The sequence below is a fragment of the Ruegeria sp. BA12 genome (genome assembly GCF_056539625.1).
Window position 1 is genome coordinate 833361 of record NZ_JBQFVF010000001.1, and the last position, 21562, is coordinate 854922.

Below are 21562 nucleotides of genomic sequence, written 5' to 3' on the forward strand. Positions count from 1 at the left end.
CCCCCATGACCGAGCGTTTTTCATTTGACCTGAAAGCCACCGATGGCAAGGCCAGAACCGGTGTGATTAACACGCCGCGGGGTGAAGTGCGCACGCCGGCCTTTATGCCAGTGGGCACCGCAGCGACGGTCAAGGCGATGATGCCGGAAAGTGTGCGGGCGACCGGGGCGGATATTCTGCTGGGCAACACCTATCACCTGATGCTGCGTCCCACGGCGGAACGTATCGACCGGTTGGGTGGGTTGCACAAATTCATGAACTGGGACCGACCCATTCTGACGGACTCGGGTGGGTTTCAGGTCATGTCACTGGCCGGTCTGCGCAAGCTGACCGAAAAGGGCGTGACGTTCAAATCCCATGTCGATGGATCCAAACACGAGCTGACGCCGGAACGGTCGATGGAGATTCAGCGCTTGCTGGGGTCTGACATTGTCATGTGTTTCGACGAATGCCCCGCCTTGCCTGCCGACCGCAACCGCATCGCCGAGTCGATGCGCCTGTCGATGCGTTGGGCCGAACGCTCACGCGAAGCCTTCGGGGATCGCCCTGGTCACGCGTTGTTCGGCATTATGCAAGGCGGTTTGGAACAGGACTTGCGCGAAGAAAGCGCTGAGGCCCTGAAAGCCATCGGTTTCGAAGGTTACGCAGTCGGTGGTCTGGCTGTGGGTGAGGGGCAGGAAGCGATGTTCGATTGCCTCGACTATGCGCCTGACTTCTTGCCCACCGATAAACCGCGTTATCTGATGGGGGTCGGCAAGCCGGACGACATCGTCGGCGCAGTTGCGCGTGGCATCGACATGATGGACTGCGTCTTGCCTTCACGTTCGGGGCGCACTGGCCAGGTGTTCACTCGCTATGGCGTTGTGAACATTAAGAACGCCCGTCACGCCGATGATCCGCGACCACTGGATGAGGCATGCTCTTGCCCGGCCTGTTCGAACTATTCGCGGGCCTACCTTCATCACGTGTTCCGGTCTAAGGAGATGATCTCGGGCATGCTGTTGACCTGGCACAACCTGCATTATTTTCAGGAAATCATGCAGGGCATGCGAGATGCCATTGCAGCCGGAACATTCGAGGCATGGCAGGCAGAGTTTCACGCACAGAGCGCGCAAGGCGATATCGAACCGCTGTAGCGCTGAACCCTTGATGACAGAACGTTGATTTTTTGGTAATCTACAGACTGATTAACCAAGAAATTTTCTGTTTTTCGTTGGGGGTTACGATGCCTCGCCTATTTGGATTCTTACTTGTTCTATCTGCGATTGTGACGTCGGCTTATGCCGACGTCTGGACTTTTGAAACTCCGTCGGAAAACATCCAATGCTCGGTCGGGCAAGAGCTGAACGCCGCAGATATCTACTGCACCATCATCGAGCGCCGGGGTGATCCAGCCATGCCGCGCCCGTCTAATTGCCAATCCGATTGGGGGCATGATTTCTTCATGGCAAATACCGGGCCGGTCGAAATGCTGTGCCGTCCTCTCAACCGTCATCGCGACGGATTTGATCGGGCCGAATATGGTGTGACTGGTAAATTCGGTGGATTTGTTTGCCATTCCTCGAAGACGGGTTTGGAGTGCAAAAATGAGGACGGGCACGGGTTTTTTCTGTCTCGTGCAGTTCAAAGGGTGTTCTAACGCACGCATTCTAAACCTTGTTGGCATGTTTTGTTAAATTCCGTGGATATGTTCGTTGGACGCCTTGCAGTCCGCTAAACCTCGGGCCATTCTGAATCGCGATACATGGCGGTAAGGTTGAAAAAGGGCGATGAGGCCCCACCTTTAACGTCCAAGACAGGAGATGGCCGAGCGTTGCCTGAACAGGGACCGGAGCCATCTTGCCAACGATAAGGATTGAGCATGCAAGAGCCCCTTAATTCCTCATACCCCGTACTTCCGCTGCGCGATATTGTGGTGTTCCCGCACATGATCGTACCGCTGTTCGTGGGTCGGGAAAAATCCGTCCGCGCACTGGAAGAGGTGATGCAGGACGACAAACAGATTTTGCTGTCTAGCCAGATTGATCCGGGTGATGATGACCCGGCAGAAGACGGAATTTACCGCTCGGGTGTTCTGGCCAATGTTTTGCAGTTGCTGAAGCTGCCCGATGGTACCGTAAAGGTGCTGGTCGAAGGTCAAGCACGCGTGCAGATCACCGAGTTCCTTGAAAATGAAGAGTTTTTCGAGGCTCGTGCCGAATATTTGACCGAAATTCCGGGCGATGTCACCACGACCGAGGCGCTTCTGCGCACCGTTGCGGATGAGTTCGAGCGCTACTCAAAAGTGCGCAAAAACATCCCCGAAGAAGCCTTGACCGCCGTTGGTGAAACCGCCGAACCTGCCAAGCTGGCCGACCTTGTGTCAGGTCATCTGGGTATCGAGGTCGAGCAAAAGCAGGAACTGCTGGAAACCCTCAGCGTTAGCGAGCGGCTTGAGAAGGTCTATGGTCTGATGCAGGGCGAAATGTCGGTTCTGCAGGTCGAGAAAAAGATCAAGACGCGCGTCAAATCCCAGATGGAGAAGACGCAGCGCGAGTATTATCTGAATGAACAGATGAAGGCCATTCAGAAGGAGCTTGGCGACGGCGAGGACGGCAGTAATGAAGTCGCTGAGCTGGAAGCCAAGATCAACGAGACCAAGCTGTCGCAAGAGGCGCGTGAAAAGGCTGAAGGCGAGCTGAAAAAGCTGCGCAACATGAGCCCAATGTCGGCTGAGGCCACCGTTGTTCGCAACTATCTGGACTGGATTCTGTCACTGCCGTGGGGCACCAAATCCCGCGTCAAAAAGGATTTGGGCCGGGCGCAGGACATTCTGGATGCCGATCACTATGGCCTGGAAAAGGTCAAGGAACGGATCGTCGAATATCTGGCAGTTCAACAGCGTTCGAAAAAGCTGAAGGGCCCGATCCTGTGCCTTGTCGGTCCTCCGGGTGTTGGTAAGACCAGCTTGGGTAAATCGGTTGCACGGGCAACGGGGCGCGAGTTCATTCGCATCTCGCTGGGTGGCGTGCGCGACGAATCCGAGATTCGCGGCCACCGTCGGACCTATATCGGCTCGATGCCCGGCAAGATCATCCAGGCGCTGAAAAAGGCAAAAACTACGAACCCGCTCATCCTGCTCGACGAGATCGACAAAATGGGTCAGGACTTCCGTGGCGATCCGGCCTCGGCCATGCTTGAGGTGTTGGATCCTGAGCAAAACAGCACGTTCATGGACCATTACCTTGAGGTCGAATATGACCTGTCCAATGTGATGTTCCTGACCACGTCGAACAGTTACAACATGCCAGGGCCTCTGCTGGACCGGATGGAGATCATCCCGCTGGCCGGTTACACCGAAGAAGAAAAGAGCGAGATCGCCAAGCAGCACCTGATCAGCAAACAAGTGAAAAACCATGGTCTGAAAGCCAAGGAGTTTGAACTGACGGATGAGGCGCTGCAAAAGATGATCCGCACTTACACTCGCGAAGCGGGCGTGCGGAACCTTGAGCGTGAGATCGCCAAGGTGGCGCGGAAATCGCTTACCAAGATCATCAAGAATGAGGCGGAAGAAGTCATTGTTACGCCTGACAATCTGGATGAATTCCTGGGCGTGCCGAAATTCCGTTATGGTCTGGCCGAACAGGATGATCAGGTCGGTGTGGTCACCGGTCTGGCGTGGACATCCGTAGGTGGCGACCTGCTGCATATCGAGGCGCTGAAACTGCCGGGTAAGGGTCGGATGAAGACCACCGGTAAGCTGGGCGATGTGATGAAAGAATCCATCGACGCGGCCTCGTCCTATGTGCGGTCAATCTCGCCTCAGATTGGGGTGAAGCCGCCGAAATTCGACACGTTGGATATTCACGTCCACGTGCCGGATGGTGCCACGCCCAAGGATGGCCCAAGCGCCGGTCTGGCGATGGTGACCTCGATCGTGTCTGTGCTGACCGGTATTCCGGTGCGCAAGGATATCGCGATGACGGGTGAGGTTTCACTGCGCGGTAACGCGATGCCGATTGGTGGTTTGAAAGAAAAGCTGCTGGCGGCTCTGCGTGGTGGTATCAAGACCGTTCTGATCCCGGAAGAAAACGAAAAGGATTTGGCGGAAATTCCGGACAACGTGAAAGAAGGGTTGGAAATCATCCCGGTTACACATGTCTCGGAAGTTCTGAAACACGCGCTGATCCGCGAGCCTGAGCCTGTCGAATGGGATGAAGCCGCAGAAGAGGCCGCCGCAGCAGCAGCCAAGGCGGCCGAAGGTGCCAGCCCATCGGCAACAGCGCATTGAGCAAATCAAAGGCGGGGGAGACCCCGCCTTTTTACAACCCGATGATGGGTTTTTTCGGGTCCAGAATCTCTTCTTCGTCGATGTATTCCTGGAACTTTTCCTGGGGCAGGGCAGAACGTACTGCCAACCCAAAGATCACAGCAGAAAACAACACGCACAGCGCAATATCCCACCCAAACGGGATTTGCTTCAGCGCGCCATCCCCGAACTGTCCGAGATATGAGATCAGGCCGACACCCACCAGATAAGGGAGCAGCCATAGCGCTTCGGTCACGTCCATCTCATCCAACCTGTTGCGGAACCGTACCAGCAGCAGGGCCATTCCGATGGCAAGGGCGACACCCAGACGCCAGACCGTGTCCCAACCACTCCAATAAACCACAAGGGTTGCGATGGCGAAGGCCGAGACCGCAACCAGTTTCACGGCGGGGATGCGGATGGATCTGGGGCGATCCGGCATCAGATGGCGCAGGCACACGACGGCTATAGGACCGACCGCAAAAGACAGCACGATGGCGGCGCCATTCAAGGCGATGACGGTGGTGAAGGGAACCGTCAAAAGAAACAAGGTGCCGATCAAGAAGTTTAGTGCCAGTGCCCAAAGGGGCACTCCGAACGACGACAACATCATCAGGCGCGACGGTAAAAATCCGTTTTTTGCTAAAGCCATAGCGATCCGCGCATTTGATCCGGTTGAGACAAGGCCATTGCCGAACGGACCGATGACCGATCCGATGTTCAGTACGCTCAGGAACCAGACAAACCCGACCGATATGATGACGCCGTCCAACGGGCCCTGACCGCCGAAACTCAGGCTGGCCCAACCGTTGCTCAGCATTTTCGAGTCGAGCGCACCGATAAAGGCGATTTGCAAGCCCACATAGATCAACGCGCAAAGCACGATGGACAGAATCAGTGCGGCAGGGATGGCGAATTTGGGGTTTCGAACCTCACCGGCCATATCAACCACATGACGAAAGCCGATGAAGGAGAAGATAACGCCTCCGGTCGAGACAGCAGCCATGATGCCTTGCAGCCCATAGGGGGCGAAACCATCCGGTTGGGTGAAGTTTTGAGTGTCGAACCGATTGGCGATCAATAAGGCGGCCAATACGATTGGAATCGCGATCTTCGCCCAGGTCAGCGTTGCATTCACCTGAGTGAAGAACTTGACGCCTAACGCGTTGACCGCGACGAACAGCAGCATAAAGAACAAGGCTACGGTGATGCCCGCGCCGGTAAGGTCGCCGGTCTCGGCCGTGTGGAGCCACGGGGCGTAGGGGGCCAGGTATTTCAGCATCGCCTCGACCTCGATCGGGGCGGTGGTGTTATAGCCGATCCAGGCGGTCCAACCCATCGCCATCGAGACGATATTGCCGTGCGAAAACTGCGGCACCCGAGCGATGCCGCCCGGAATCGGCAGCATGGCCGAGATTTCGGCGAAGGTGATCGCCAGAATGAACATGGCCGCGGCGCCAATGATCCATGAAAAGATGGCAGCAGGCCCTGCATGTTGCACCGCCAGCAACGGACCGAATAGCCACCCGGACCCAATGATTCCACCAACCGAGATGAAGGTTAGCCCAACGAGGCCGATATCCCGCTTTAATCTGGCCACGTTCCTACTCCATCCCAAGGCGCCACAAAATTATGCGGCCGTTCAAAACAGGATACGCAGCCCAGGAGAAATCTGGCAAGCATCCGTCAAGACACGGAAATTTGGGTGGTGCCTACCAAAGGGGGGAATGGTGGGTGATAAGAGATTTGAACTCCTGACATCTTCGATGTGAACGAAGCGCTCTACCACTGAGCTAATCACCCATAAGCGCGCCTAATACAGAGTGTTCCGCAGGCTTGCAAGGGTACCCAAAGGGTAAAATTTCTATGCTGCGGACACAAAAAAACAGGCAGCATAAACCTGCTGCCTGTTGATTTCGCATACAGCCTTACAGGATGAAGTCGTTCGCTGTCAGGTCGTGTAGACCAGATAGCTTGATGACCATCTCAGGATCACTGTCATTGTCTGTGTCAACGTAAACCAGGGTCTGGTCGAATGCCGTGCCAGCGTTGTCCTGCTTGACGAAATAGATCTCACCTTCGTCGGACGATCCGATTGGGGTCGTGCCGTTGAAGACGAAAGCGTCATCGCCAACAAGAACCGTGCTGGCGTCGATACCGCTCAGATCGATCTTGTCTTCGCCTTGGGTGAAATCCGTGATCTTGTCGGCCAGAGACCCTTTGGTACCGCTGTCGGTGATATCATTAAAAACAAACGTATCCGTTCCGATACCGCCGGTCATCGTATCCACGCCGGCGCCGCCGATGATCGTGTCGATCCCTTTGCCACCGAAGATCGCATCATTGCCTAGACCACCGTCAATGATATCAGAGCCGTTGCCACCACGCAGTGTATCCCAACCATTGCCACCGGAAATCGTATCTTTGCCAACGCCACCCTGAAGCAGATCCGCGCCTTTCTGGCCGTCAAGCGTGTCGTTTCCATCGTTACCAATAAAGGTGTTTGCCAGATCATCGCCAGTAAGCTGATCGTCCTGCGCAGTTCCTACGGCGTTTTCGACCAAGGTGATCGTATCCATGCCGTATCCGGTATCCTGAGCGGTCGTAACCGACAGATCCACGGTCGCAGCAGATGAGCCGTTGAACGAGAGGGTATCAATCCCAAGGCCACCTGTGATGGTGTCGTTGCCATCGCTGTCTTTGATGATGAAATTGTCCAAACCGTTGCCGCCGGTCAGGGTGTCGTTGCCTTGACCACCGATCAAGAAATCGTTTCCTTGGCCGCCTTTAATGGTGTCGTTGCCATTTCCGCCTGCAATCAGGTCATTGCCACCATTACCGACCATGAGGTTTGCAACGTCGTTGCCATAAAGGAAGTCTCCGGCGTGGCCACCAGCAGCGTTTTCAATGACAACACCATTGGCGATCGTGAAGCCACCGCTGACCCCGGCCGCGTGCGACGGCGTTCCCCCAGCATCGTGGCCTTCCAGATCAGCTGCCTTCAGGCTGATCCTCACGCTTTTCCAAAGGCCACTGGCTGAAATTGTATCAGTTCCACCCGTATCCCAGATCGCTTCCCAATAGGTGCCGGGAGCATTGGACCCTTTCAAAGAATAGACGTTGTTGCCCGTATTGTTTGACGTGGTTCCATAAATCGCTTGAAGAGCGGCGATGTCCAGTGCCATGGGCGAGGCTACGCCGCCGTAGTTGAACGAAGGCAGTGGCACAACCTGCGGGTAGCCAGAATTATAGGACATGATCGTGTAGACGGCTTGGTTCTGACCATCGGTTCCATAGTCATCGAACGCCTGTGTCACACCATCGAAGACGGTTGATTGTCCACCATTGTCATGCGGATGTGCAAGGCCGAGGCCATGCATGATCTCATGCACAATGGTTGCAAATCCTTCGCCGCCCTTTGCCAGCGCGGATTGGCTGAACAGAGGAGTATCGTATGCGAACCAGCCAAACAGGGTGTTGATACCAAACCCTTGCAGAATGGGATCGCTTCCGGGCACTTGGTGTGCGCCGAGGCCGCCATCAAGGGATTGGGTTGTAACTAGACCCCACGAGATGTTTTCGTAATAAGGCGTCCCCTGAGGCGATAGGAAATTGACCTCGACAAAATCAATCGGGATGTATTGTTCGATCACGGCCAGGGCTTGGCGGAACGCCTGTTTTTCATGGGGGAGAAAATCTACGAAGCCCTGAACCGACGAGTCCCCGAATGAATAGGTAATCGTGCCAGCCGGTCCTCCGTTATTTGTGCCAAGGTTCCAAGAGGTCCCCCAAATCAATCCGTCAACATATTCATGACCGGTTGGGCTGGCGCCCGGGTAATTCTGATTTGCAACTGACATTCCGCTATTTCCATCATTAACAACGCAACCGATAGGTCATCACAAATCATGACTTTTGATTGCGTTAAGCTTCCTTCCGATCTCGTAACCCGAGATTTTGTTATCCGCTGGGATACTTCACTTCGAGACTTGCCTGCGCAAGTTTGCCGACACGTATTTTTGATTTTGTGGGGGCAGTGTCGCCTCTTGCACACGCAATGTGGCTGAATAATGGCGGGGGTTTCAAGCCGCCCAAAAGGTCGTTTTGCTAGATACAGATATATCGAGGATTATGTTCGGGTTTTTTAGAAAACATACAACTTATGAGTGTACTTCGATGGAATCGATTGAAGGAAAAATCCTTGGATATTTCGACATTTCCATGTTTAAGAATCATTTTAGATAAAGTGTGTTTGGGGTCTTGCGGTAGCTTCGGAAAGGTCTGGTTCCGAAGAAGGTGTGTCGCGAAGCCCGGAAACAATTTCTGCCTTCTTTAAAAAAACTTCAAAACCCCGCTTGACGATGCCGGGGCGTGGCCATAATACACCCCAACGTTCAGCAACGAACGGGCAGCGGGCGGTTGTAGCTCAGTTGGTTAGAGTACCGGCCTGTCACGCCGGGGGTCGCGGGTTCGAGCCCCGTCAACCGCGCCATCGCTGCCAGCCTTTGATCCGGGTTAATGGATCGCACATAGACCCTAAATGCGCGGTTGTAGCTCAGTTGGTTAGAGTACCGGCCTGTCACGCCGGGGGTCGCGGGTTCGAGCCCCGTCAACCGCGCCATTTTCCTGAAATACCGAATATTCAATCAACCCCTTCCGGGGCACGCATCGGATCGGGGTCATACTGTCAGGAGATGTCGGCAATAATCCGATTGTTCACACTTTGTTCTAACTTTTCTATTGGAGACTCGGAGCCGCTCGCCTATTTCTAGGACACTTGTGTGTTGGGGGCCAAAATGGCTGAGCTGAAAAATATCGAGGTGCGCGGTGCGCGCGAGCATAACCTCAAGGGCATTGACGTGGATATCCCGCGCGATCAGCTGGTGGTGATCACCGGGTTGTCGGGTTCTGGCAAGTCGTCTTTGGCGTTTGATACGATTTATGCCGAAGGTCAGCGTCGCTATGTCGAAAGCCTGTCGGCTTATGCGCGTCAGTTCCTGGATATGATGGAAAAGCCGGATGTAGACCATATCAGCGGCCTGTCCCCGGCGATTTCGATTGAACAGAAAACCACGTCGAAAAATCCGCGTTCGACCGTTGGGACGGTGACCGAGATTTACGACTATATGCGTCTGTTATTTGCGCGCGCAGGGACACCCTATAGTCCGGCTACTGGGCAGCCCATCGAAGCACAGCAGGTGCAGGACATGGTCGACCGCATCATGACGATGGAGGAGGGCACGCGCGGCTATCTGCTGGCCCCCATCGTGCGGGACCGCAAGGGGGAATACAAAAAGGAATTCCTCGAACTGCGCAAACAGGGATTTCAGCGCGTCAAGGTGGATGGCGAGTTCTACGAATTGGACGAACCGCCCACGCTGGACAAGAAATTCCGCCACGACATTGACGTTGTGGTCGACCGCCTGGTCGTGCGCGAAGGGATGGAGACTCGACTGGCCGACAGTTTGCGCACCGCTTTAGATTTGGCCGATGGGATCGCGGTTCTGGAAACCGCCCCGCGCGAAGGTGATCCAGAACGCATTACATTCAGTGAAAATTTTGCCTGCCCGGTCAGCGGCTTCACAATCCCCGAGATTGAACCGCGCCTGTTCTCATTCAATGCGCCTTTTGGTGCCTGCCCGGACTGTGACGGCCTGGGGGTCGAACTGTTTTTTGACGAACGTCTTGTGGTGCCGGATCAGACGCTGAAACTCTATGATGGTGCCTTGGCCCCGTGGCGCAAAGGAAAGTCGCCCTATTTCCTGCAAACCATCGAAGCCATCGCGCGGCATTTCGAATTCGACAAGAATACACCTTGGAAAGACCTGCCGCCAAAGGTCCAACAGGTGTTTTTGCGCGGGTCTGGCGATGAGGAGATCCAGTTCCGTTATGACGAAGGCGGTCGGGTGTATCAGGTCACTCGCAGTTTCGAGGGCGTGATTCCCAATATGGAGCGCCGTTATCGCGAGACCGACAGCGCCTGGATTCGGGAAGAGTTCGAACGCTACCAGAACAACCGCCCCTGTGGGTCCTGCGAAGGGTATCGCCTGCGCCCCGAGGCTTTGGCCGTCAAGATCGCAGGTCTGCATGTGGGACAGGTTGTTCAGATGTCGATCAAAGAGGCTCTGGCCTGGGTCGAGGATGCTCCGAACCACCTGAGCGTTCAGAAGAACGAAATTGCGCGGGCGATTCTGAAAGAGATTCGCGAGCGGTTGGGTTTCCTGAATAACGTGGGTTTGGAATACCTTACGCTGTCCCGTTCAAGTGGCACCCTGTCCGGGGGTGAAAGCCAACGTATTCGTCTGGCCAGCCAGATCGGCTCGGGTCTGACCGGGGTTCTGTATGTGCTGGATGAGCCTTCGATTGGTCTGCACCAACGGGACAATGACCGTCTGCTGGGAACGCTCAAGAACCTGCGCGATCAGGGGAATACCGTGATTGTCGTCGAACATGATGAAGAAGCCATCCGTGAGGCGGATTATGTCTTCGATATCGGCCCCGGCGCCGGTGTACATGGCGGGCAAGTAGTCAGCGAGGGCACGCCCGACCAGATCGCGGCTGACGCGGCCTCGATGACCGGTCAGTATCTGGCGGGTACCCGCGAAATCCCGGTGCCGTCGAAACGGCGTAAGGGGAACAAGAAGAAGGTTTCAGTCGTCAAAGCGACCGGGAACAACCTCAAGACCGTCACCGCCGATTTCCCGCTGGGAAAATTCGTCTGTGTGACCGGTGTATCGGGGGGCGGTAAGTCGACCCTGACGATTGAAACGCTGTTCAAGACGGCCTCGATGCGTTTGAACGGTGCGCGACAGACCCCGGCGCCGTGTGAGACGATCAAAGGGTTGGAACATCTGGACAAGGTCATCGATATTGACCAACGTCCGATCGGGCGAACTCCACGTTCGAATCCAGCAACTTACACCGGGGCCTTCACCCCGATCCGCGACTGGTTCGCCGGTCTGCCGGAGGCCAAGGCGCGCGGCTACAAGCCCGGTCGGTTCAGCTTTAACGTCAAGGGTGGCCGGTGCGAAGCCTGTCAGGGTGACGGCGTCATTAAGATCGAGATGCACTTTCTGCCCGATGTTTACGTCACCTGCGAAACCTGCAAGGGCGCGCGCTACAACCGCGAAACGCTTGAGATCAAGTTCAAGGGTAAGTCCATCGCCGATGTTCTTGATATGACAGTGGAAGATGCGCAGGAGTTCTTTAAGGCCGTGCCCTCGATCCGCGACAAGATGGATGCGCTGGCACGGGTCGGGCTTGGCTATATCAAGGTCGGTCAGCAGGCGACTACGCTGTCTGGTGGTGAGGCGCAGCGGGTGAAGCTGTCAAAGGAGTTGTCCAAGCGTTCAACCGGGCGGACTTTGTATATCCTGGACGAGCCAACCACCGGTCTTCATTTCGAAGACGTCCGTAAGCTGTTGGAAGTGCTGCATGAACTGGTCGATCAGGGCAATACGGTTGTGGTGATCGAACACAACCTGGACGTTGTGAAAACCGCCGACCACATCATTGATATCGGCCCCGAAGGTGGCGATGGTGGTGGTGAGATCGTCGCGACCGGCACGCCCGAGGATGTGGCTGCAGTGGAACGCAGCCATACGGGGCGGTATCTGAAGCAGATGCTTGAGGGCGCGCGTGTTGCTGCGGAATAGGGGGCTGATCCTCAGTTAAGGATGTCAGCCACCGCACCGATAAGGTTCAGCACTTTTCGTGTATCAGGATCGACTCGATAGACATAGTCACCTGCGCGGATGTAGCTGCCACGGTTCAGCCCATAGCGATACGGGTCGTTGATCCAGCGATAGTCGCGGTTGATGTAGTCGCCCGTGCGATAGAGGTTCTTAACCTGACCCGGCGGCACACACGGAACGGCTTTCTTGGCCAGTCCAGGAGGGCAATGCCCGGCTTTCCCCTTGCCGTTCCCGGCGTCGGCAAGCCCAGCGCTGAGCGCGAGCGCGAGTATTGACGTGGAAATAGTTAAGACTCGCGACATCTAACTTCCCTCTGCAAACATGCCGTAGTTAAGGACAAATGGCCGTTGTTTCCTGTATGGTCAACCCCGTGGGCAAGAAGCCGCCCACGCAGCGCGCCTAACTACGACCGCGCTTTTCGAACCGCGGCAGCATGGCAGAGAAGTCCATGCCCAATCCGCCCTCAGACTCAACGAACTGTTCATAAAGCGCGGTTGCGGCCTGACCCATCGGCGTATCGGCATCCGAGCTTTCGGCGGCTTGTTGGCTTAGACGCAGGTCTTTCAGCATCAATTCAGCGGCGAAACCGGGTTGGTAATTGTTGTCTGCTGGGCTTTCCGGTCCCACGCCGGGCGCGGGACAATAGGCGTTCATGGTCCAGCTATAGCCCGAGGATGTGCTGACCACATCAAACATCTTTTGCCTGTCCAGGCCCAGTTTATCTGCCAGGGCAAAAGCTTCGCACGTGGCAATCATGGTGACACCGAGGATCATGTTATTGCAGATCTTGGCAGCCTGACCGGCGCCGGATTCACCGCAATGAACGGCTTTTTGACCCATGATATCGAACAGTGGCGCGGCTTTCGCAAATGCGGCATCGCTGCCACCTGCCATGAAAGTCAAAGTGCCGGCCGCTGCGCCGCCGATACCACCCGAAACAGGGGCATCTACCGCCAGAATTCCAGCCTGTTTTGCCTGATCCGCGACGGCGCGGGCGCTGTCGACATCGACGGTTGAACAATCGATCCACACAGACCCGGATTGCATTGCAGGGATGATCTCATCTCCGACAGCGCGCAAGATTTTTCCGTTTGGCAGCATGGTGATGACGATATCGGCGTTTGCGGCAGCTTCGGCACCCGAACCGGTCATGGCAACACCAGAGACGCTGACCTCGGCCATGTCAAAACCAGTCACCTCATGCCCGGCTTTTGCCAGATTGGCGGCCATTGGATTGCCCATGTTGCCCAGACCGATAAACCCGATTTTCATCTCTCAAACCTCCTCAAATGTCAGCATGTCTTTGCCCAGTGGCTGCAGCATTTTCGACACCGCCACCGCTGGTACGGATTGGTCGGCAAACCGCCATTGTGGATTACGGTCCTTGTCGATGATCTGGGCGCGAATTCCTTCCAGAAAGTCGCCATGCTCCATCGCGCGGAACGTATAGCGGTATTCCAGTTCCAACGCCTTGCGCAGCGTCAGGCTGGGCCCCCGTAGGCGATGCAACGCTTCGATCGTACAAGCCATCGACAGCGGCGAATTGCGGCCCATCAGCGTCAGCGCGTCCGCAGCCATTGCGTCGTTGGAATGGGTCAATGCGTTTAGGACATCGCCCAGGCTTTCCCCGGCGAATAGGGCTTCGATAACGGAGTGCTGTTGTTCCAACGTGCTTTCGGGCGGCGGCGTGGAATGTTTTGCAATCAGTTCGGCATCACCCGAAGCCTCGAGCATCTCGATTAAGGCTGACCAATCCGATATCGGGATGAAGTGGTCGGCAAAACCGGCAAAGACGGCGTCTCCGGGGCCCATGCGATGACCGGTTGTGCCTAGGTATTCGCCTAGACGACCGGGGGCCAGCGCCAGCATCAATGTGCTGCCCACATCCGGCAAAAGCCCAATCGAACATTCCGGCAGAGCAATCTTCGAGCTTTCCCCAACGATCCGGTGGCTGCCATGGCATCCAATGCCCACGCCACCGCCCATGGTGAAACCCTGAAGAAAGCTGATGACCGGTTTGGGGTATTCGAAGATCAGCGCATTCAGCCGGTATTCATCGCGCCAGAAGGTACGTCCAAAATCGAAATCCCCCTTGCTGCCTGACGCGTAAAGGTCGGCGATATCGCCGCCCGCACAAAAGGCCTTGTCGCCTTCGGCGTCCATGACGACCAGATCCACGGCATCATCTTCGCGCCAGTTGCGCAGGGCCGTGTCGATGGCCATGCACATATCATAGGTCATCGCGTTCAGGGCCTTTGGTCGGGTCAGGGTGATGCGCCCGGCGCGACCAGTGATGCGGATGTCGATGTCTGGCATGAGTTCCTCAGTGTTCGGCAAGCATTTGACGAGCGACGATGACCCGCATGATTTCATTGGTGCCTTCCAGAATCTGGTGAACGCGCAGATCACGCACCAGTTTTTCGATGCCATAATCGGCCAGATAACCATAGCCACCGTGCAATTGCAGGCATTGGTCGACAACTTTCGATCCAGTCTCGGTCACAAATTTCTTGGCCATGGCGCAAAACTTGGTGGCATCGGGCGTTCCCTGATCCAACTTCCAGGCGGCCTGCCGCAGGAAGGTACGTGCGGCTTGCAGTTCGATCTCCATATCCGCCAGCCGGAATTGTAGCGCCTGAAACTGGTCGATCGATTGGCCGAATGCCTTGCGTTCAGACATGTATTGCAAGGTCATGTTGAGCCCGGACTGGGCAGCCCCCAGGGAACAAGAGGCGATATTGAGCCGCCCGCCATCCAGACCTTTCATCGCATATTTAAACCCATCCCCTTCGGTGCCCACCAGATTTCCGGCCGGGATGTGGCAGTCATCGAATTGCACCTGCGCTGTCGGCTGGCTTTTCCAACCCATCTTTTGTTCCAGCGCGCCAAAGCTGAGGCCCGGCGTGCCGTCCTCGACATAAACCGTTGAAATGCCCTTTGGCCCATCCTGACCGGTGCGCACCATGCAGACATAGGCGTCAGAATAACCGCCGCCCGAGATGAACGCCTTGGTGCCGTTCAGCGTATAACCCTCATTCGTGCGGTCGGCGCGGGTTTTGAGCGCAGCCGCGTCCGAGCCTGATCCGGGTTCCGTCAGGCAATAGCTGAGGATGGTATTGAGGCTTAGCACATCCGGCATGATGCGGGATTTCAGATCGTCGCTTCCGAAACTGTCCAACATTTTGGCGCACATGTTGTGGATCGACAGAAAGGCCGCGACGGAAGGGCAAGCCATTGACAGCGCTTCGAACACCAATGTCGCGTCCAGACGGGTAAGGCCGGACCCGCCGCCGTCTTCCGAGACATAAAGCCCGCCGAACCCCAACTCGCCGATTTGCGGCCAAAGGTCTTTGGGGATGGTTCCGTCAGCCTCCCACTGGCGTGCGTTCGGGGCGATCTTGTCCTGCCCGAAATCATACGCCATGTCGAAGATTGCGGTTTGCTCTTCTGTCAGTGCGAAATCCAAGGCTTGCCTCCCACGCTGCCAAATGAATTGAACGACTGTTTATTTCTGAATTCTTACAGAAATTTTGCACGGCCAGCAATCGGCAGGGGCATTAAAGATCGTGATGAAATTCTTCGATCAGGTGCTGCACGACGGCTTTGCCGGGATCATCGCCGCGTGCTGCAGCTTCGGCATGGACGCGGCGCTGTCGGGTGGCCGACGTGCCGGTCTGTGCGATTTGCTGCAGACGCGCCAGCTCGGTCATGGTGCCCAGTGCCTCGGCGTCTTCAGCCAGCATTCCCATCAGTTCGCCCATCAATTCGGGCATGGGTTTTATTGAACGGTCGCCAAAGTCAATCAGACCTTCGCCCACGCCATAGCGCTGCGCGCGCCAACGGTTTTCACTGATTAGGAACTGGTCATAGTGCCGCCAACGCAAGTTCCGGTCCTTCAGGCGGCACAGCATTCGGGTCAGGGCCTGGACTAAGGCTGCCAGCGACAGTGTGTGTTCCATACGTGGCTGCACATCCATGATCCGTGTTTCCAGCGTGGGAAAGCGGTGTGACGGGCGCAGATCCCACCAGATTTTTGTCGTGTCCTCGATCACGCCAAGTTCGACCAGAATACCGGTAGTGCGTTCATAATCCGACCAGCTGGCCAAAACCGGCGGCAAACCCGTGCGCGGCAGGTTGTCAAAAACGGTCAGGCGATAAGATGACAGGCCAGTGTCCTCTCCGTTCCAATAGGGCGACGACGTCGACAAGGCCAACAGATGCGGCAGGAAGTAGGACAGCTGAGGCATCAGGTCGGCCCGCAGGGCAGGGTCTTCGACACCAACGTGAACGTGCATCCCGCAGATCAACATGCGCCGGGCCACGCCACCAAGGGCATGTTGCAGCGCGTCATAGCGATCTTTGCGGGTGTGGTGCTGTTTCTTCCAGTCGGCAAACGGGTGGCAGGACACGGCAATTGGCGCGAGGTTGTATTCTGCAGCCCGGCCCGCAACGCATGAGCGCAGGCGTTTCAAGTCTTCTCGGGCTGACTTGACTGTTGAATGTGGCCGGGTGCCGACTTCGATCTGGCATTGCAGGAATTCGGGGCTGACCTGTCCTTCGAAATCCGCTTGGCAAGCCTCCATCAGGGCGGTGGGCGCTTGCGCAAGTTGCAGGCTGTCGCGATCAACCAGCAAATACTCTTCTTCTATGCCCAGCGTGAATTCCTGCTGCATGGCGACCCTCGTACTACTAATCCGACCAGTGAATACGGAAATTTCTGTTTTGCCAAGCGTTTGGGGTGGCTCATCTTGCACAAGCCCGGCCCGCACGGGTATGGAACACGCGAACCGCAAATTGGAGCCGTCCGTGAAACCCAGAAAATTCCCACAGATCAATGCAGCCCTTGATGAGTTGGGGGTGAAGCTCGTCGATAAGGTCACGGAACTGGACGAGCGTGCGCGGCTTGAGGCGTTTGAAAGGGCAGGCGGGTTGACCCGCCCGGCCTATGCCTTGTCGCCGGGGATGGAGGGATTTGATATCACCGAGCTGGTTGCCGAATATGGTCAGCACGCTGCCGCACTGGAGGCGTTGAAAGACCCTGCGCGCAATCAAACCGGCTATCGCCTGGGCAATGGATATTACGACAGCCCGGATGCTGACGCGTTGTACCTGATGATCCGGCGGTTCGCGCCCAAACGCGTGATTGAGGTCGGCTGCGGCAATTCAACCCGCGTCACCCGGCAGGCCATCATCGACGGCGGTTTGGATACGCAGATCACTGCGATTGATCCGTATCCACGGGCGGATATCGCGCATGTCGTCGATCACTTTGAACAGAAGCGGCTGGAAGAGGTCGATCCGGCGCTGTTCGATCAGCTTGAAGCAGGTGACGTTCTGTTCATCGACTCCAGCCACGTCGTACGGATGAGCAACGACGTGGCACATCTGTTCTGCCGCATCATTCCCGCTCTAAAGCCGGGTGTGGTGATTCACGTACATGATGTTTTTTTGCCCTTCGAGTACCCCAAGCGGTTCTTCTATGATTGCCCCGGCTGGGGAGAGCAGTACATCCTGCATGCTTTGTTGCAATCTGGCGCGTATTCATTGCTTTGGCCGGGGTACTTCCTGCAACAGGATCGTCCTGATGCGGTTGAAGCATTGCCGTTTCTCAAAGACGGGCGCGCGCAGAGTATCTGGATTCAAGTCAAAGAAAAGTGATCCGGGCTGGCTGAACCTCCGTACCCCTTTCCATAACAAGCTGGAGAGGAGATAACAGCCATGTTTCGCCGCACATTCATGGGCGCCGCCGCCGCACTTGCACTTGCACTGCCCGTCAAGGCACAAGCTGCCGACATCGTGGACACCGCCGTTTCGGCCGGATCGTTCAACACTCTGGTCGCCGCTGTGCAGGCCGCAGGTCTGGTTGACACGTTAAAAGGTGATGGACCGTTCACCGTTTTTGCACCCACAGACGAAGCTTTTGCCGCGTTGCCTGAAGGCACGGTTGAAACGCTGCTGTTGCCGGAAAATAAGGATCAACTGGTCGAGATTTTGACCTATCACGTGGTCCCGGCCAAGGTGATGTCAGGTGATATTGCCGGCAAACGCGCTAAGGTTCGCACGGTACAGGGCGACCAGCTGAGCGTGAACGCCAAAAAAGGCGTCAAGGTCAATGATGCCAAAGTTGTGCAGGCCGACATTGAAGCCAGCAATGGCGTGATCCATGTAATTGATGCAGTGATCCTGCCGGAATAACGACCCCCGCTAAGTAGAAAGCCCCGGTCCTGGTGGCCGGGGCTTTTTTGTCAAACCAGTCTGACCTGAGTTCCAACCTGGACCAGAGGGTACAGTTCCTCAACGTGCTGGTTGTAAAGGCCGATACACCCTGACGAGCTTTGGCGGCCAATCTTGCGCGTGTCATGGGTGCCATGCACCAGATAAGCGGGCCAGCCCAGATACATGGCGCGAGTCCCCAACGGGTTGCCGGGATCGCCACCTTCCATGCGTACGGGCAGGGACGGATCACGTTCACGCATAGACGCGGTTGGAGTCCAGCTTGGGTTTTCAGTCTTGCGCTTGACCTCGGTATAGCCGCGCTTGGTAAGCTCTTCGCTCATCGGAACTGAGCTGGGGTACAGCTTATACGTTCCGTCCGGTCCCCAGTAATGCACTGCTCGGCTGGTGATATCGGCCAGCAGGCAGCCGACGCCCAGCTCATCGAAGTGATCCTGCCAGTTCTGCTGTGAGAACGATGATACATTGCGGCGTACTGGCAATTGCGTGCTGATGGCCTCTTCATCCACCGGGAAGGCATCAGAGCTTTGAGCGCGCACCAAGGCGGGCGTCGCCAAAAGAGAAGCTGCGCCCAACAGGGCAGAGCGGCGGGTCATGTACGGATTTGACAAAGGGGCCTCCGGTATTCGTACTGCTCAAAACTAGGAAATTGGCAACAAACTATTGTCGCTTTAGTTGCTTTTCCAGTGGCAGAGCTGTGAATTTATCGTGAAGCCGGGATTTTCTTATCCACTGTGGCAATACTTCGCCAAAAAATACCGGCCCGTTGGGGGCCGGTATTGGTGGTAGGCAGTTTTGCGGATGCAGATCAGTCCATCGCTTTGAAGTTGAACTCGCCACCTTCTTTGATGCCCGACGGCCAGCGCGAGGTCACGGTTTTGGTGCGGGTGTAGAATTTGAAGCTGTCTGGGCCGTGCTGGTTCAGGTCACCAAACATGGACTTTTTCCAACCACCAAAGGTGTGATAGGCCAGCGGAACCGGGATCGGAACGTTGACGCCGACCATGCCGATGTTGACACGGCTCGCAAAGTCACGCGCGGTATCGCCATCGCGGGTGTAGATCGCGGTACCATTGCCATATTCATGGTCCATCGCCAACTTCAGCGCTTCTTCATACGAACCTGCGCGAACGGTGGACAGAACTGGGCCAAAGATTTCTTGGGTGTATATGTCCATGTCGGGTGTGACATGGTCGAAGAGGTGCGGGCCAACAAAGAAGCCGTCTTCATATCCCTGCAAGCTGAAATCGCGGTTGTCGACGACCAGCTTTGCACCTTGTTCAACACCCGAGTTAATAAGGCCAAGAATACGCTCTTTGGCAGCACCGGTTACAACCGGTCCCATATCAACATCGTCCCCGGCGGTGTAGGGGCCAACCTTCAGTTTCTCGACACGCGGGATCAGTTTCTCGATCAACGCGTCGGCGGTCTCTTCGCCTACGGGTACAGCAACCGAAATTGCCATGCAGCGTTCGCCAGCTGCTCCGAAACCAGCTCCGACCAGCGCGTCGGCGGCTTGATCCAGATCGGCATCCGGCATGATGATCATATGATTCTTCGCACCGCCAAAGCATTGTGCACGCTTCCCGTTTGCGGTTGCGCGGGAATAGATATATTGCGCGATCGGTGTTGAACCGACAAAGCTGACGCCTTGAATGATTTCGCTGTCAAGCAGAGTGTCGACCGCTTCCTTATCGCCGTTCACGACTTGGAATACGCCCTTGGGAAGGCCAGCTTCGACGAACAGTTCTGCCAGCATGAGCGGCACGGAAGGATCGCGCTCGGACGGTTTCAGTACCACCGCGTTGCCGCAGGCCAAAGCCGGGCCGACATGCCACAGAGGCATCATCGCCGGGAAGTTGAACGGCATGATCGAGGCGACAACACCTAGAGGCTGGCGCATCGAATACATGTCAATGCCGGGACCTGCGCTGTCGGTAAACTCACCCTTCAGCATCTGCGGTGCGCCGATGCAGTATTCGATAACTTCCAGACCGCGCTGAAGGTCACCCTTGGCATCGGGGATGGTTTTGCCGTGCTCGCGGCTCAGCGCTTCGGCCAGTTTGTCCATGTCGCGGTTCATCAAGCCAACCATTGCCATCATCACGCGAGCACGTTTCTGGGGGTTCGTTGCTCCCCATTTAGGCTGAGCAGCAGCGGCATCGGCAATCGCAGCTTCGGTTTCGGCAACACTGGCCATCGGGCAATGGGCCTGAACCTCGCCGGTGGCGGGGTTGAACACGTCGGCGAAACGGCCAGATGTACCTTCTACATTCTCGCCGTTGATATAGTGGGTCAGGTTCTGCATGACAAATTCCTTCCGGGTAGACCTGCCGGCAAAATAGACTTGCAAAAATTTGGTGAACAGAGGCAATGTTTCAAAATTGCTTTGCAAAAATGCAAAAGGGAAAATATGAATCCGAACTGGGATGATATGCGGGTTTTCCTGGCCGTCGCGCGCGAGGAAAGCCTGTCATCGGCGGGCCGTATCCTCAAGATTGATCCTGCAACTGTAGGGCGGCGCATTGCGCGGCTTGAGACAACATTGGATGCGCTGTTGTTTACGAAGTCGCAACAGGGATACATCCTGACCGCCGCAGGTGAACGCCTGTTGGACCACGGTTTGCAGGCCGAAGAGGCGATGCGCGCGGCGGCCGGTGTGGTCACTGGGTCAACCAAATCCCTCAGTGGGCAGATACGGATTGGTGCGCCCGATGGCAGCGCCAATTACCTGTTGCCTCAGGTTTGTGCGAAAATCAGTGATGCCAACCCTGATCTGGACATCCAAATCCTGGCGCTGCCAAGGATCATAAACCTATCCCGGCGCGAGGCCGACATGGCCGTAACTGTCAGCGCGCCCACAGCAGGAAGGTTGCTGGTCAAGAAGATCAGCGATTATAAGCTGCATATGGTGGCCACGCAGGATTATCTGGATCGCCATGCGCCTATTGGTTCAGTCAACGATCTTAAGGGGCACCGCCTGATTGGTTACATCCCGGATATGATCTTTGACCGAGAGCTGGACTATCTCAACGATATTGGCGTTGACCGTGTCGCACTTGCATCGAATTCGGTCTCGGTTCAATTGCGGCAGGTTTCGTTGGGTACCGGTGTTTGTGTTGCCCATGACTTTACTTTGCCGTTCCATCCAAACCTGCGGAAAATCTTGACGGATCAAGTGGGTTTGACGCGAAGCTTCTATCTTGTCCGGCATCAGGGCGATCAGCGCAACGAACGGTTAAACCGCTTTGCCGAGGCTTTAACGCAAGGCATCCGTGACGAAGTTGCGCGGCTTGAAGCCGATGCCAACGCTTGACAGGTCGACACAATCGCGCAACGCTTTGGA

At 56.1% G+C, this 21562-nt stretch carries 16 protein-coding genes and 3 tRNA genes; 9 read left to right on the top strand and 10 right to left on the bottom strand.

Annotated elements, in window-relative coordinates; genetic code table 11:
• The first annotated feature begins 5 nt into the window (after nt 1-5).
• The 3 genes from tgt to lon all read left to right on the top strand — a co-directional run bounded on the left by tgt (nt 6) and on the right by lon (nt 4270).
• On the top strand, nt 6-1136 hold the full coding sequence (gene tgt, locus ACR0B0_RS04090) for a tRNA guanosine(34) transglycosylase Tgt (RefSeq protein ID WP_480646546.1): 1131 nt from the start codon (nt 6-8) through the stop codon (nt 1134-1136).
• Between the two features lie 89 nt (nt 1137-1225).
• A complete protein-coding gene (locus tag ACR0B0_RS04095; RefSeq protein ID WP_170348568.1) occupies nt 1226-1639 on the top strand; it encodes a DUF6636 domain-containing protein in 414 nt (137 codons plus the stop codon).
• A gap of 222 nt (nt 1640-1861) precedes the next feature.
• Nucleotides 1862-4270 carry an endopeptidase La gene (gene lon, locus ACR0B0_RS04100; protein ID WP_170348569.1) on the top strand — a complete coding sequence of 803 codons (2409 nt, stop codon included), beginning with the start codon at nt 1862-1864 and terminating at the stop codon, nt 4268-4270.
• Nucleotides 4271-4301: 31 nt separating this feature from the next.
• On the opposite strand, the gene ACR0B0_RS04105 is transcribed toward lon, so the two are convergent.
• The 3 genes from ACR0B0_RS04105 to ACR0B0_RS04115 form a co-directional block, all read right to left on the bottom strand.
• Entirely contained in the window at nt 4302-5888 is a 1587-nt protein-coding gene (locus ACR0B0_RS04105; protein ID WP_480646548.1) for an APC family permease, read from the bottom strand.
• A gap of 128 nt (nt 5889-6016) precedes the next feature.
• Nucleotides 6017-6091, bottom strand: a tRNA-Val gene (locus ACR0B0_RS04110).
• 125 nt (nt 6092-6216) lie between these two features.
• Entirely contained in the window at nt 6217-8148 is a 1932-nt protein-coding gene (locus tag ACR0B0_RS04115) for a M10 family metallopeptidase (protein ID WP_170348571.1), read from the bottom strand.
• Between the two features lie 555 nt (nt 8149-8703).
• Between ACR0B0_RS04115 and ACR0B0_RS04120 the strand changes: the two genes are divergently transcribed.
• From ACR0B0_RS04120 to uvrA, 3 genes are all read left to right on the top strand, one after another.
• A tRNA-Asp gene (locus ACR0B0_RS04120) sits at nt 8704-8780 on the top strand.
• A 52-nt stretch (nt 8781-8832) separates the two neighbouring features.
• Nucleotides 8833-8909 (top strand) — tRNA-Asp (locus tag ACR0B0_RS04125).
• A 175-nt stretch (nt 8910-9084) separates the two neighbouring features.
• Nucleotides 9085-11943 carry an excinuclease ABC subunit UvrA gene (uvrA, locus tag ACR0B0_RS04130; protein ID WP_480646550.1) on the top strand — a complete coding sequence of 953 codons (2859 nt, stop codon included), beginning with the start codon at nt 9085-9087 and terminating at the stop codon, nt 11941-11943.
• A gap of 11 nt (nt 11944-11954) precedes the next feature.
• Here uvrA and ACR0B0_RS04135 read toward each other — a convergent pair whose 3' ends face one another.
• From ACR0B0_RS04135 to ACR0B0_RS04155, 5 genes are all read right to left on the bottom strand, one after another.
• Complete coding sequence (locus ACR0B0_RS04135) at nt 11955-12284, bottom strand: hypothetical protein (RefSeq protein WP_170375148.1); 330 nt, start codon at nt 12282-12284, stop codon at nt 11955-11957.
• A 97-nt stretch (nt 12285-12381) separates the two neighbouring features.
• Nucleotides 12382-13254: a 3-hydroxyisobutyrate dehydrogenase gene (gene mmsB / locus ACR0B0_RS04140; RefSeq protein ID WP_170348574.1), complete on the bottom strand. Its 873-nt coding sequence runs from the start codon at nt 13252-13254 to the stop codon at nt 12382-12384.
• A 3-nt stretch (nt 13255-13257) separates the two neighbouring features.
• Nucleotides 13258-14298 carry an enoyl-CoA hydratase/isomerase family protein gene (locus ACR0B0_RS04145; RefSeq protein ID WP_170348575.1) on the bottom strand — a complete coding sequence of 347 codons (1041 nt, stop codon included), beginning with the start codon at nt 14296-14298 and terminating at the stop codon, nt 13258-13260.
• Nucleotides 14299-14305: 7 nt separating this feature from the next.
• On the bottom strand, nt 14306-15448 hold the full coding sequence (locus ACR0B0_RS04150; protein ID WP_170358277.1) for an acyl-CoA dehydrogenase family protein: 1143 nt from the start codon (nt 15446-15448) through the stop codon (nt 14306-14308).
• Nucleotides 15449-15539: 91 nt separating this feature from the next.
• On the bottom strand, nt 15540-16655 hold the full coding sequence (locus tag ACR0B0_RS04155) for a carboxylate-amine ligase (protein WP_170409689.1): 1116 nt from the start codon (nt 16653-16655) through the stop codon (nt 15540-15542).
• A 133-nt stretch (nt 16656-16788) separates the two neighbouring features.
• Here ACR0B0_RS04155 and ACR0B0_RS04160 point away from each other — a divergent pair, with 133 nt between their 5' ends.
• Entirely contained in the window at nt 16789-17640 is an 852-nt protein-coding gene (locus tag ACR0B0_RS04160) for a class I SAM-dependent methyltransferase (protein WP_170375158.1), read from the top strand.
• 60 nt (nt 17641-17700) lie between these two features.
• Nucleotides 17701-18177, top strand: coding sequence for a fasciclin domain-containing protein (locus ACR0B0_RS04165; RefSeq protein WP_170348579.1), 477 nt, complete (start codon nt 17701-17703; stop codon nt 18175-18177).
• 50 nt (nt 18178-18227) lie between these two features.
• Here ACR0B0_RS04165 and ACR0B0_RS04170 read toward each other — a convergent pair whose 3' ends face one another.
• Both ACR0B0_RS04170 and ACR0B0_RS04175 read right to left on the bottom strand, forming a co-directional pair.
• A complete protein-coding gene (locus ACR0B0_RS04170; protein WP_170349399.1) occupies nt 18228-18812 on the bottom strand; it encodes a L,D-transpeptidase in 585 nt (194 codons plus the stop codon).
• A gap of 212 nt (nt 18813-19024) precedes the next feature.
• The gene (locus ACR0B0_RS04175) at nt 19025-20524 is read right to left on the bottom strand and encodes a CoA-acylating methylmalonate-semialdehyde dehydrogenase (protein WP_226688500.1); all 1500 of its coding nucleotides are present in this window, start codon (nt 20522-20524) and stop codon (nt 19025-19027) included.
• A gap of 105 nt (nt 20525-20629) precedes the next feature.
• Here ACR0B0_RS04175 and ACR0B0_RS04180 point away from each other — a divergent pair, with 105 nt between their 5' ends.
• Nucleotides 20630-21532 (top strand): LysR family transcriptional regulator, encoded by a 903-nt coding sequence (locus ACR0B0_RS04180; RefSeq protein ID WP_170348581.1) that lies wholly within the window; start codon nt 20630-20632, stop codon nt 21530-21532.
• The last annotated feature ends 30 nt before the right edge of the window (nt 21533-21562 follow it).